The following is a 12039-nucleotide window of genomic DNA, read 5'->3' as shown; positions in this document are numbered from 1 at the left end:
CGACCTGCTTGACGGTTGCTCCGGGCGTCCGCCGGCTCCCGGACGCCCGGAGGGTGTCTCATGTGGGCCTGATGGGGTGGCCGTTCACGCGCCGAGTTCCTTGCGGATGCGGTCGAGCATGAACGCCGAGGACTCGTGGGCGCGTTCCTCCCAGGCGAAGACGCAGGCGGTGGCCACGCCGTCGAAGTTGAGTTCGCGGAGTGTGCCGAAGAAGGCGTTCCAGTCGACTTCGCCCTGGTCGATGTCGAGGTGCTGGTGGATGCGGGCGGTGGTGCCGGGCGGGTTGAGGATGTAGCGCAGGCCGCTGGACCCCTTGTGGTTGAAGGAGTCGGCGATGTGGACGTGTTGGAGCTTGTCGCCGGCGTAGCGCATCATCGCGGCGATGTCCGCCGTCGGATCGGCGCCCGAGAGGTGGAAGGAGTGCGGGGCGCAGTAGAGGTAGTTCACCCAGGGCTTGTTGATGGCGCGGACGAGGTCGACGGCGGGGGTGTTCTCCTCGCAGAAGTCGTCCGGGTGCGCCTCCAGGTTGAGTGCGATGCCCTCGCGTTCGAACAGCGGTAGCAGCTCCTCCAGTGAGCGCCAGAACGCGGCTTCGCTCTCGGCGGCGCGCTCGGGGCGGCCGTTGAACTCCGAGTTCATCAGGGGACATTCGAGGTCGGCGGTGATCTCGATCATCCGCTTCCAATACCGTACGGCGGTCTGTCGTTCGGTCTCGTCGGGCGAGGACCACTTGTACAGCGGGAGGACGGAGGACAGCTGCACGCCGTGTGTGCGCAGGGAGTTCTTCAGCTCCGCCACGCGATCGTCGTCGGCGCGCGGGTGCAGGAAGAACGGCATGAAGTCGTCGCGGGGCGACAACTCGATGTATTCGTAGCCGAGTTCGGCGACCGTGCGCACCATGGCGTCGATGGGCAGGGCGCGGAACATGTAGGGGTCGAGGGCGATCTTCACGCGGCACCTCCGTAGAAGGCGGGTCGGGGCTTGAGGTCGGTGGCGATGACGTGGCCCGATTCCAGGGCCTCGACGGTCGCGGCGGTGATGACGGTGGCGGCGTAACCGTCCCAGGCGGACGGGCCGGTGGGCTCCGTACCCGCCGCGACGCTGGCGATCCACTCGCGGAACTCGGTGTCGAAGGCGTCCGCGAAGCGGCCCACCCAGTCGGTGAGCACCTCCGTGCTGTGCTGTCCGGCGGTGCGCAGTCCGACGGAGGCGGGGTCGGGCAGGCGGACGAGGCCCTCTTCGCCGACCGCCTCGCACTGGATGTCGTAGCCGTACTGGCAGTTGACGAAGACCTCCAGATCGATGCGGACGCCCTTGGCGGTCTCGAAGAGCATGATCTGCGGGTCCGTGAGGTGGGCGAACCGCTTGCTCGTCGCGCGCGGGACGAGCACCTGGGTGGAGATGATCTCGTCGTCGAGCAGCCAGCGCAGTACGTCCACTTCGTGCACGGCGGTGTCGAGGGCGGCCATGGCGGAGGTGTACGACTCGGGGACGGTCGGGTTGCGGTGGGCGCAGTGCACGATCAGCGGCTCGCCGATCCGGCCCGAGTCGATGGCCTGCTTCATCTGCCGGTATCCGGCGTCGTAGCGGCGCATGAAGCCGACCTGGACCAGGCGGCGGCCGTACGCCGTCTCGGCCTCGACGATCCGCAGGCAGTCCTCGGCGGTGGTCGCGAGGGGCTTCTCGCAGAACACCGGCTTTCCGGCGGCTATCGCGTTCAGCACGTGCTCGGCGTGGGTGGGGCCCCAGGACGTCACGAGCACCGCATCGACGTCGTCCGCTGCGATCAGGGAGGCGCCGTCGGGCAGCACTTGGGCACCGACCGGTGCCGCGGCCTCCTGCGCGCGGGCGGCGTCGATGTCGGTGACCGCGGTGACGCGGGCGCCGGTGACGGTGTGGGTGAGGCGCCGGATGTGTTCCTTGCCGATCCAGCCGGCGCCGATGACTCCTACACGTACGGTCATGGTCATTCCTTATGCATCAGGGGTCAGGAGAAGCGCGCCCGGAGTTCGGCTTCGAGGGTTTCGAGGGTGCGGCCCTTGGTCTCGGGGACGTAGAGCTTGACGAAGGTGAACGAGAAGACGCCCGCCACCACGAAGAGGAAGAAGGTGTTGGAGATCCCGATCGCGGAGACCAGCGTCGGGAAGACCAGGCCGATGGCGAAGTTGGTCAGCCACAGCACCACCGCCGCGATGCCCATGCCGAAGCCGCGCATCCGCATCGGGAAGATCTCCGAGAGCATCAGCCAGGTCACCGGCGAGATCGCCCCCTGCTGGAAGGCGAGGAAGGTGACCGTCATCGCGAGCACCGCGAACGCCCGGCCGTCACCGGAAGGCAGCACCAGCGAGAAGACTCCGATGAGCAACAGGGCTGCTGTGGTACCGATCTGACCGGTCATCAGCATCGGGCGGCGATTGACCCGGCCGAGCAGCCAGATGCCGACGAAGGTGGCCAGTACCGAGATCACGCCGTTGGCGATGTTCGCGGTGAGGGCGCTGTCGGCGGCGAAGCCGGCGTCGGTGAGGATCTGGGTGCCGTAGTACATGATCGTGTTGACGCCGGTGATCTGCTGCACGATCGCGATGCCGAAGCCGACGAACATCAGCCTGCGCAGCCAGGGCGTGGACCTCATGTCCTGCCAGCCGCCCAGCTTTTGCTGGTCCTCCTTGACGGCGAGCGCGGAGACTTCGGCGAGTTCGGCCTCGGCGCGCTGCTGGGACCGGACCTGCTTGAGCACTTCGAGGGCCTCGGCGAAGCGGGTCTTGGAGGCCAGCCAGCGCGGGCTCTCCGGCATGACCAGCATGCCGAACCAGAGCACGACGGCCGGAATCGTGGCGAGCACGAGCATGTAGCGCCACACCCCGCCGGACTCACCGCCCACCCGCGCGATGACCGCGTTGGAGGTGAAGGCCAGCAACTGGCCGCTGACGATCATGAGTTCGTTGCGGGTGACGATGGCGCCGCGTCGTTCGGCGGGGGAGACCTCGGCGAGGTAGACGGGCACGGTCACCGAGGCGCCGCCGACCGCGAGGCCGAGCACGAACCGGGCCACCACCATGACGGCGGTGTTCGGCGCGAGCGTGCAGCCGAGAGCGCCGACGAAGAACACCACGGCGAGGACGAGGATCGTACGGCGCCGACCCCGCGCGTCCGACAGTCGGCCACCGGTGACCGCGCCCAGCGCGGCACCGAGCAGCAGCGAGCTGGTGACCATGCCCTCGGTGAAGGGGGTCAGGCCCAGGTCGTCGGTCATGTACGGCAGGGCGCCGTTGATGACGCCGGTGTCGTAGCCGAAGAGCAGTCCGCCGAAGGTGGCGATGACGGTGATGAGTCGCAGCCGCCGGGAGACCGCCCGCGGTGTGGCTTCGGCGGGTGCGGTGGCGGCTGCCTGTGTCGCGTCGTCCCTGACGTCCATGGCAGCCTCCTACCGGTCGAGGTGCGGGCGGCGGGTACCCGCCAGTCCGCAGCCGGCCAGGTGCTCACGGGTGCTGACCGCGATGGGCAGCGGCACTTCGGGAGCGCACGGGTACAGGTCCTGCTCGACGATGACGAACAACTCGGCGTCCAGCTTGGCGAGTTCGGCCACGACATCGGCCGGGTTCGGTACCCCGGCCGGGGGCGACACGCACACGCCCCGCTTGACGGCCTCACCGAACGACAGGTCCTCGACCGCGACTTGGGCGAGGATCACCGGGTCCATCTGCTTGATGTGGACGTAGCCCACGCGCTCGCCGAACCGGCGGATGAGGTCCAGGTTGTCGCCGCCGCCGTAGGCCACGTGCCCGGTGTCCAGGCACAGGTTGGTGTAGCGGGAGTCCGACTCGTTGAGCAGCCGCTCGATCTCGGGCTGGGTCTGGATGTGGCTGTCGGCGTGCGGGTGGATGACCAGCCCCACGTCGTACTCGTCGAGCAGCAGCTTCCCCAGCCGGTCGGCGGCCCGGCCGAACCCGGCCCACTGGACGGCGGTCAGCTCGGGCGACTCGGTGAACGCGCCGGTCTTCTCGTCCCGGTACATGGGCGGGATCAGGACGAGGTGGTGCGCGCCGGCGGCTGCGGTAAGTGCGGCGACCTGGCGCACATGGGCGAGCATCTCGTCCCAGGCCTCCGGGCGGTGCAGGGCACCGAAGGCGGTGCCGCCGGAGACCTGGAGCCCACGGGCGTCCAGTTCCTCCTTCAGGCGCTGCGGGTCGGTGGGGAGGTAGCCGTACGGGCCGAGCTCCAGCCATTCGTAACCGGCCGTGGCGAGTTCGTCGAGGAAGCGGGTGTACGGCACCTGGTGCTCGTCCTCGGGGAACCAGATGCCCCAGGAGTCGGGGGCGGAGCCCAGGCAGAGGTTGCCCGCGACGGTACGGAGGGGAGTTGGCGCCGTTGCCATGGTCGGTCCTTTGCGAAGTGGGGGACGGGGAACTCTGGGGATCAGCTGGAGGTGGGGAAGTTGAAGCCGGCTGTGGACTGCTGGGCGGGCTGCGGCCAGCGGGTGGTGACGACCTTGGGCCGGGTGTAGAAGCGGATGCCGTCGGGGCCGTGGACGGGGGAGTCTCCGATGAGGGAGTCCTTCCAGCCGCCGAAGGAGTAGTACGACATCGGCACGGGCACGGGGACGTTGATGCCGATCATGCCGACCTTGACCCGGCGCTGGAACCGGCGCGCGGCTTCACCGCTGGCGGTGAACAGGGCGGTGCCGTTGCCGTAGGGGTTGGCGTTGATGAGGTCGATGGCTTCGTCGAGGGTGTCGACCCGGACGACGGCGAGCACCGGTCCGAACAGTTCCTCCTTGTAGGCGTCCATCTGGACGGTGACCCGGTCGATGAGGGACGGCCCGGTGAAGAAGCCCTCTTCGTGGCCGTCGATCTTCAGCCCGCGGCCGTCCACGAGGACGGTGGCGCCTTGCGCGGCGGCGATGCCGACGGCGTTCTCGACGCGCTCCTGGGCGGCCTTGGTGACGAGTGGCCCCATCTCGGTGCCGGGCACATCACCGGGTCCGACCTTGACCTCGCGGGCCTTGCGCTCCAGCACCTCGACGAGGGAGTCGGCGGCGTCACCGACGGCCACGGCGACCGAGACGGCCATGCAGCGCTCACCGGCCGATCCGTAGGCGCCCGCCGTGATGTGGTTGGCGGCGAACTCCAGGTCCGCGTCCGGGAGTACGACCGCGTGGTTCTTGGCGCCGCCGAGCGCCTGGACCCGCTTGCCGTGCGAAGTGGCCTGCTCGTGCACGTACTTGGCGATCGGTGTCGAGCCGACGAAGGAGACGGCCTCGATGCCGGGGTGGGTGAGGATCGCGTCGACGGCCGGCTTGCCGCCGTGGACGACGTTGAAGACGCCGTCGGGCAGTCCGGCCTTCTGGTACAGCTCGGCGACGAAGTTGGCGGCGGACGGGTCGCGCTCGCTGGGCTTGAGGATGAAGGTGTTGCCGGTGGCGATGGCTATGGGGTGCATCCAAAGGGGCACCATGGCAGGGAAGTTGAAGGGTGTGATGCCCGCGACGACGCCCAGTGGCTGCCGGAAGTCGTGGACGTCGACGCCGCGCGACACCTGGTCGGAGAAGGACCCCTTGAGCACGTCGCCGAGGCCGCAGGCGTACTCGACGACCTCCCGGCCGCGCGTGATCTCGCCGCGTGCGTCGTCGACGGTCTTGCCGTGCTCGGCGGAGATGATCCGGCCCAGCTCCTCCTCGTGCTCCACGAGCAACTGCCGGAAGGCGAACATCACCTGGGTGCGCTGGGCGAGGGACGACTCGGACCAGGTCTCGAAGGCCCGCGAGGCGGCCACGACGGCGGTGTCGACGTCAGCCGACCCACCCAGGACCACCTGGGCCTGCTGTCGCCCGGTGGCCGGGTCGAACACCGGGGCGGTGTCCGTGCCGGGGACGGCCGAGCCGTCGATCCAGTGCTGAATGGTCTTCACGGGAGGGTGTCCTTACAGGTAGGGGCGCTGGGCCTGCTTGTGGGCGGCGTACGTCTCGTACGCGGCGCGGGTGGTGTCCAGGGCGGAGGTCTGGGCGACGGGGACGTCCCACCAGGCGTGGCCGGGCGGGTTGGGCCCGTAGAGGTCGGTCTCGACGTGGACGACGGTGGTGCGGGTCGCGGCTCTGGCCTTCTCCATCGCCGTACGGAACTCGTCGACGGAGGTGGCGTGCAGGACGTCCGCGCCGAGGGAGGAGGCGTTGGCGGCGAGGTCGACGGGGAGGACGTCTCCGTCGAGCAGGCCCGAACCGCCGTTCCGGAAGCGGTACTTGGTGCCGAAGCGCTGTGAACCGAGCGACTCGGACAGGGCGCCGATGGAGGCGAAGCCGTGGTTCTGGACGAGGACGACGATGACCTTCAGGCCCTCGGAGACCATGGTGACGATCTCCTGAGCCATCATCAGATACGAGCCGTCACCGACCAGGACGACGACCTCGCGCGAGGGGTCGGCCATCTTGGCGCCGACGCCGGCGGCGACCTCGTAGCCCATGCAGGAGTAGGCGTACTCGACGTGGTAGGCCTTGGGATCCCGGGCCCGCCACAGCTGTTGCAGGTCGCCGGGCATGGATCCGGCGGCGTTGATGACGACGTCACGGTCGCCGAGTACGTCGTTCAGGGCGCCCAGGATCTCGGTCTGCGCGGGGAGCGGGCCGTGGCCCACGGTGAAGCAGCGGTCCTCGATCTCCCTTGTACGGGCGATGAGTTGGCGGATGTGCTCGCGGTACGGAGAGTCGACCTCCCAGTCCGACAGGGCACCCGCGAGTGCCTCGATGCCGAGCCGGGCGTCGGCCACCAGCGGCTCCGCGGAGTGCTTGACCGCGTCCAGGCGGGCCACGTTGAGGTTGACGAAGGCGACGTCCGGGTTCCCGAACACGGTGTGGCTGGCGGTGGTGAAGTCGCTGTAGCGGGTGCCGACGCCGAGGACGACGTCGGCCTCCTTCGCCAGCTCGTTGGCCGCGTACGAGCCGGTCGAACCGATCCCGCCCACCGCGCACGGGTGATCCCAGGCGACCGCGCCCTTGCCCGCGTGGGTGTCGGCGACCGGGATGCCGGTGGCCTCGGCGAAGGCCCGCAGCTGGGTCTCGGCACCGGAATAGACGGCCCCGCCGCCCGCCACGATCAGCGGCTTGCGCGCGTTGCGCAACAGACGCGCGGCCCGCTGCACGGCGGCCGGTTCCGGCACCGGGCGGCCCACGTGCCAGGCCCGGCGCCGGAAGAAGGCGACCGGCCAGTCGTACGCCTCCGCCTGCACGTCCTGCGGCAGCGACAGCGTCACGGCACCCGTCTCCACGGGGTCGGTCAGGACCCGCATCGCGGCCAGCGCGGCCGGGATCAGCTGCTCGGGCCGGGAGATCCGGTCGAAGTACTTCGACACGGCCCGGAAGGCGTCGTTGACGGTGACGTCCCCGCCCCGGGTGTCCTCCAGCTGCTGGAGCACCGGGTCGGCGGCGCGGGTGGCGAACATGTCGCTGGGCAGCAGCAGTACCGGGATGCGGTTCGTCGTCGCGAGGGCCGCACCGGTGATCATGTTCGTCGAGCCGGGCCCCGTCGAGGCCGTGCAGGCGAAGGTGGCCAGCCGGTCGCGCATCTTGGCGTAGGCCACCGACGCGTGCACCATGCCCTGCTCGTTGCGGGCCAGGTAGTAGGGGAGATCGGCCTCTTGGGTGACGGCGGCCTGGAGCAGTGCCTGGCCGATCCCAGCCACGTTGCCGTGTCCGAAGATGCCCCAGACGCCGGGGATCAGCCGCTGCTCCTGGCCGTCGCGCTCGCTGTACTGGTTGGCCAGGAAGCGGACCAGGGCCTGCGCGGTGGTGAGTCGGACGGTGTTCATTACTGCGTGAGCCCTTCGAAGGGAAGCCGGTCGTCGACGTCCTGGGACTCCCAGGTCCCCCGCACCCACCCGTGGGCGGGGTCGTCGCAGATCAGCCAGGCGCGGTCCTGACCGGGACCCGCCATGACGTTGAGGTAGTAGAGGTCGTAGCCGGGTGCGGCGATCGACGGGCCGTGCCAGCCGTGCGGGATCAGCACGGTGTCGCCGGAGCGGACCTCGGCGAGCACGTCGATGGGGCGCTCGGGAGTGCCGTAGACCCGCTGATAGCCGAAGCCGTTCCCGTCGCCCGCGACCTCGAAGTAATAGATCTCCTCCAGCTCCGACTCGACTCCGGGCCGGGCCTCGTCGTGCTTGTGCGGCGGGTAGGACGACCAGTTGCCGCCGGGCGTGAGCACCTCGCACACCAGCAGTTGCTCGGCCTCGAAGGTGCCGGGCAGGCAGTAGTTGTTGACCTGGCGGGAGCAGGCCCCGGCCCCGCGCAGTTCGACGGGGACGTTTTCCTTGGGGCCGTACCGGGCGGAGAGTGAGCTCCGCTCGGTACGGGCGGAGGGCAGTGCGAACGTCCCGCCGGCCGCGCTGCTGATCAGGGCCTGCGACTCGCGGGGGAGGTAGGCGAAGTCGGTGGCGGAGGCGAACACGCCTGTCCGGCCGGTGAGTTGGAAGGCTTTGCTGTCCGTGGTGACGGTGCAGGAGCCTGTCAGCGGCAGGACCAGGAACTCGGAGTCCCGGGTGGACAGGGTGTGCGCCTGGCCCGGCTTCAGGGTCAGGATCCTGAGGCCGGAGTATCGCCAGCCCGCCGACTCGGGCGTGACCAGGAGATCGTAGTCGGCATCGGCCGAAGTCCCCTTCGGCAGGTGGTGCTTGCTCGTGTCCGTCACAGCAGGCTCACCGCCTTGTCGACCGCGCCGGCGACATCGCCGTTGGAGGGGTAGAGGAGGGAGCGGCCGACGACCAGGCCCTGTGCGGTGGGCTGCTTCAGTGCCTTGCCCCAGGACGCGAACGCGGCGGCGGCGTCCTTGACCTCGCCGCCCAGCAGCAGCGCGGGGAGGGTGGAGGAGGCCAGGACGCGTTCCATGTCGTCCACGACCGGCAGCTTCAGCCAGGTGTAGGCGGTGCTGCGGCCCAGTCCCGAGGCGATGCTGACCGACTTGACGACGGCGTCCGTCGAGAGGTCGTTGCGGATCCTGCCGTCATGCCACTCGGAGATGAACGGCTCGACCATGGCGATGAGTTGACGGTCGTTCAGCTCGTTGACGGCGCGCGCGGTGTTCTCGAGGGCGGACGGGGTTGCCGGGTCGTCGAGCGCGATGCGGGTGAGCATCTTGCCGCCGTCGAAGCCCATCGCGGCGATCGTCTCGGCGTCGTAGCCGGTGAACCGGTCGTCGATCTCGAAGGCGGAGCCGGCGAGCCCGGCCCGGTTCATGGAACCGAAGACGCTCTTTCCGTCCAGTACGCCGAGCAGCAGCAGGTCTTCGAGGATGTCTGCGGTGGCCAGGACACCCGTGACGCCGGGCCGCTCCAGGGCCGTGCACAGTCGGTCGAGAAGCTCGAAGCGGTCGGCCATCGCGATGGGGTCGCCGCCCACGCCGTTGGCACCGCGTGCGGGATGGTCGGCCGCGACGATCATCGCCTTGCCGTGGGCGCCGAGGAGCGAGGGGGCTTTCACGCGGCGCGCTGCCGCCGTCGCGATGGCGCCGGGGTCGTTGACCCGGGCCTCCACGATCCGGCTCACGTTGTCGGACAGCACGTCATCACGCCTTTCCTGCGGTGGAGGAGGCGATGGACGCCTCGTGGAGCTTGGCCTCGACCTCGGCCTCGGTGGGCATCGCGTCGGAGCAGGACAGCCGCCCCGCGACCACGGCGCCGGCCGCGTTGGCGAAGGCGACCGTGCGCCGGGTGTCCCAGCCGGACAGCAGGCCGTGACAGAGGGCGCCGCCGAAGGCGTCACCGGCGCCGAGTCCGTTGACGACGTCCACCGGGACCGGCGGGATCTCGGCGGCCGAACCGTCGCGGCCCACGGCCAGAACACCCTTCGGTCCCTGCTTGACCACGGCCAGCTCCACACCGGCGGCGAGCAGCGCCTTCGCGGCGGCGTACGGCTCGCGCTCGCCGGTCGCGACCTCGCACTCGTCGAGGTTGCCGACGGCGACGGTGGTGTGGCGCAGGGCCTCGGCGTAGTACGCACGCGCCTGATCCGCGTCGGCCCAGAACATCGGCCGCCAGTCCAGGTCGAAGACGGTCGGGCCGGACTTCGCCCGGTGCGCGAGCGCGGCCAGGGTGGCCGAGCGGCTCGGCTCCTCGCTCAGCCCCGTCCCGGTGACCCAGAAGATCCGCGCGTCACGCACAGCGTCCAGATCCAGCTCATCCGGGCGGATGTCCAGGTCGGGGGCCTTGGGGAGCCGATAGAAGTACAGGGGGAAGTCGTCCGGCGGGAAGATCTCGCAGAACGTGACGGGGGTCGGCGCGATGTCCGACGTACCGACGAACCGGCTGTCGACGCCGTACCCCTCCAGGGCCGTACAGACGAACGCCCCGAACGGGTCCCGGCCCGTCTTCGTGATCACGGCCGCGGAGCGCCCGTAACGGGCCGCGGCCACGGCGACGTTGGTCGGACTCCCGCCCAGGTACTTGCCGAACGACGTGACCTCCGCCAGCCCCACACCGGTCTGGAGCGGATACACGTCCACTCCCACGCGGCCCATGGTCAGCACTTCGAACGGCATCACGCTGGTTTCCCTTTCGTGCCAGAGGCAGGGGTGCTCAGGAGATTCTCTGGCGCGCTCTACTAGCGCGCTCTAGTCTGTGTACGATGACCCCTGTCCAAATGTCATGTCAATACCTTGTTGCCGGGAGATTTCGAGAGGCCCGTAGGGTTGGCCGCGGCGGAAGGTGGGTTCACAGGTGGATGCGTCGGGAAAGCAGCGGCCTACGATGGCGGACGTCGCCGCGAAAGCGGGGGTGTCGCGGGCGCTCGTCTCGATCATCTTCCGCGGTCAGCCGGGCGCGAGCGAAGAGACGCGGCAGCGGGTGCTGCGGGTCGCCGACGAGATCGGCTACCGCCCCGACAGCGCGGCCAGGCTGCTGGCCCGCGGCCGCAGCCGCACACTCGGCGTGATGTTCACCGTGCACCAGACCTTCCACGCGGACCTCATCGCGGGGATCTATCCCGAGGCGGAACGCCTCGGCTACGACGTCCTGCTCTCCGCGGCCACCCATGGCCGCAGCGAGGCCAAGGCGGCCGAGGCGCTGCTCAGTCACCGCTGCGAGGCGCTGATCCTGCTCGGCTCCGAGGCGGAGGCCGCGTATCTCGACGAACTCGGACACAGGGCGGTGACCGTCTCGGTCAGCCGCCGGGTGCCGCGCGCCCGCGTGGACTTCGTCCACAGTGCCGAGGGCAAGGGGGTGCACCAGGCCATGGAGCATCTCGTCGAACTGGGGCACAGCCGAATCGTGCACATCGACGGCGGCCGGGGTCCCGGATCGGTCGAGCGGCGGCGTGCCTACCGGGCCGCGATGCGCCGGCACGGGCTGGAGGCCGAGGTGCGGGTCATCCCCGGGGAGCACACGGAGGAATCGGGCATCGAGGCGGGCCGTCTGTTCCTGGCGGAGCGCGATCGGGGGCAGGCTCTGCCGACGGCGGTCCTCGCGGGCAACGACCGGTGTGCGTGGGGCCTGTTGATGGCCCTGACGCGGGCAGGCGTCGATGTCCCGCGTGATGTGTCGGTTGTCGGGTACGACGACAGTCACCTCTCCCATCTGATGCCGATCGGCCTGACCACCGTCCGCCAGGACGCGGCTCTGATGGCGGAGCATGCCGTGCGGTTCGCCGTCGAGCGGCTGGAGAATCCGGATCTGGAAGTCCGGGAGGCCGTACTGGATCCGAAGCTGGTGGTACGCGGTACCAGTGACACGGCACCGGAGAAGCAGGTCTGAGACATCGGAGACCGGGGCATGTCCCCCAGCAGTTGGGGCGTTTGGCCTTGCCGTGCTGGGGATACGCCGCTACATGACCTTGAGGTCCTTCGCCTCGGGGAGTTCTTCGACGTCGACGCCGCGTACCTGGGCCAACTCGTGCTTCAGTGCTGCGAGTTCGGCGCCGCCGGCCATGTGGTTGGTGAGTTCTTCGAGGCTGACCTCGCTGCGGGCCGCACTCAACTCCATGGTGCCCAGGCGCAGGACGCTGAAGTGGTCGCCGACCATGTAGGCGTGGTGCGGGTTGTGGGTGATGAAGATGACGCCGAG

General features: G+C 69.6%; 10 protein-coding genes and 1 pseudogene. 1 reads left to right on the top strand and 10 read right to left on the bottom strand.

The window, feature by feature from the left end:
- Positions 1 to 84 precede the first annotated feature (84 nt).
- The 9 genes from ACWDR4_RS30875 to iolC are packed head-to-tail and all read right to left on the bottom strand — an operon-like array spanning position 85 to position 10520.
- On the bottom strand, positions 85 to 951 hold the full coding sequence (locus ACWDR4_RS30875; protein WP_450413392.1) for a sugar phosphate isomerase/epimerase family protein: 867 nt from the start codon (positions 949 to 951) through the stop codon (positions 85 to 87).
- Complete coding sequence (locus ACWDR4_RS30870) at positions 948 to 1964, bottom strand: Gfo/Idh/MocA family oxidoreductase (protein ID WP_450413391.1); 1017 nt, start codon at positions 1962 to 1964, stop codon at positions 948 to 950. Before ACWDR4_RS30870 ends, ACWDR4_RS30875 begins: the two co-directional genes overlap by 4 nt.
- 23 nt (positions 1965 to 1987) lie before the next feature.
- Positions 1988 to 3415, bottom strand: a complete 1428-nt coding sequence (locus ACWDR4_RS30865) for a sugar porter family MFS transporter (RefSeq protein ID WP_450413390.1) — start codon at positions 3413 to 3415, stop codon at positions 1988 to 1990.
- A 9-nt stretch (positions 3416 to 3424) separates the two neighbouring features.
- On the bottom strand, positions 3425 to 4375 hold the full coding sequence (locus ACWDR4_RS30860; protein WP_450413389.1) for a TIM barrel protein: 951 nt from the start codon (positions 4373 to 4375) through the stop codon (positions 3425 to 3427).
- Between the two features lie 41 nt (positions 4376 to 4416).
- On the bottom strand, positions 4417 to 5907 hold the full coding sequence (locus tag ACWDR4_RS30855; RefSeq protein ID WP_450413388.1) for a CoA-acylating methylmalonate-semialdehyde dehydrogenase: 1491 nt from the start codon (positions 5905 to 5907) through the stop codon (positions 4417 to 4419).
- Positions 5908 to 5919: 12 nt separating this feature from the next.
- Positions 5920 to 7797, bottom strand: coding sequence for a 3D-(3,5/4)-trihydroxycyclohexane-1,2-dione acylhydrolase (decyclizing) (gene iolD / locus ACWDR4_RS30850; RefSeq protein ID WP_450413387.1), 1878 nt, complete (start codon positions 7795 to 7797; stop codon positions 5920 to 5922).
- Positions 7797 to 8675 (bottom strand): 5-deoxy-glucuronate isomerase, encoded by an 879-nt coding sequence (gene iolB, locus ACWDR4_RS30845; protein ID WP_450413386.1) that lies wholly within the window; start codon positions 8673 to 8675, stop codon positions 7797 to 7799. Before iolB ends, iolD begins: the two co-directional genes overlap by 1 nt.
- The gene (locus ACWDR4_RS30840) at positions 8672 to 9544 is read right to left on the bottom strand and encodes a Cgl0159 family (beta/alpha)8-fold protein (RefSeq protein ID WP_450413385.1); all 873 of its coding nucleotides are present in this window, start codon (positions 9542 to 9544) and stop codon (positions 8672 to 8674) included. Before ACWDR4_RS30840 ends, iolB begins: the two co-directional genes overlap by 4 nt.
- A 4-nt stretch (positions 9545 to 9548) precedes the next feature.
- Positions 9549 to 10520 carry a 5-dehydro-2-deoxygluconokinase gene (iolC, locus tag ACWDR4_RS30835; RefSeq protein ID WP_450413384.1) on the bottom strand — a complete coding sequence of 324 codons (972 nt, stop codon included), beginning with the start codon at positions 10518 to 10520 and terminating at the stop codon, positions 9549 to 9551.
- Between the two features lie 208 nt (positions 10521 to 10728).
- On the opposite strand from iolC, the gene ACWDR4_RS30830 reads away from it, so the two are divergent.
- The gene (locus ACWDR4_RS30830) at positions 10729 to 11730 is read left to right on the top strand and encodes a LacI family DNA-binding transcriptional regulator (RefSeq protein ID WP_450413383.1); all 1002 of its coding nucleotides are present in this window, start codon (positions 10729 to 10731) and stop codon (positions 11728 to 11730) included.
- A gap of 69 nt (positions 11731 to 11799) precedes the next feature.
- Here ACWDR4_RS30830 and ACWDR4_RS30825 read toward each other — a convergent pair.
- A pseudogene (locus ACWDR4_RS30825) lies at positions 11800 to 12039 on the bottom strand (sugar ABC transporter ATP-binding protein); the annotation flags it as partial.

Source organism: Streptomyces sp. NPDC000878 (assembly GCF_053599695.1).
Note: the sequence above shows the minus strand (reverse complement) of the source record. Positions and strands in the feature narration are given on the sequence as shown.

Bases quoted from the DNA above. Each gene is read 5' to 3' on its own strand.
- ACWDR4_RS30870 (WP_450413391.1), bottom strand. From the start codon at position 1,964: ATGACCGTACGTGTAGGAGTCATCGGCGCCGGCTGGATCGGCAAGGAA.
- ACWDR4_RS30865 (WP_450413390.1), bottom strand. From the start codon at position 3,415: ATGGACGTCAGGGACGACGCGACACAGGCAGCCGCCACCGCACCCGCC.
- ACWDR4_RS30860 (WP_450413389.1), bottom strand. From the start codon at position 4,375: ATGGCAACGGCGCCAACTCCCCTCCGTACCGTCGCGGGCAACCTCTGC.
- iolD (WP_450413387.1), bottom strand. From the start codon at position 7,797: ATGAACACCGTCCGACTCACCACCGCGCAGGCCCTGGTCCGCTTCCTG.
- iolC (WP_450413384.1), bottom strand. From the start codon at position 10,520: ATGCCGTTCGAAGTGCTGACCATGGGCCGCGTGGGAGTGGACGTGTAT.
- ACWDR4_RS30830 (WP_450413383.1), top strand. From the start codon at position 10,729: ATGGCGGACGTCGCCGCGAAAGCGGGGGTGTCGCGGGCGCTCGTCTCG.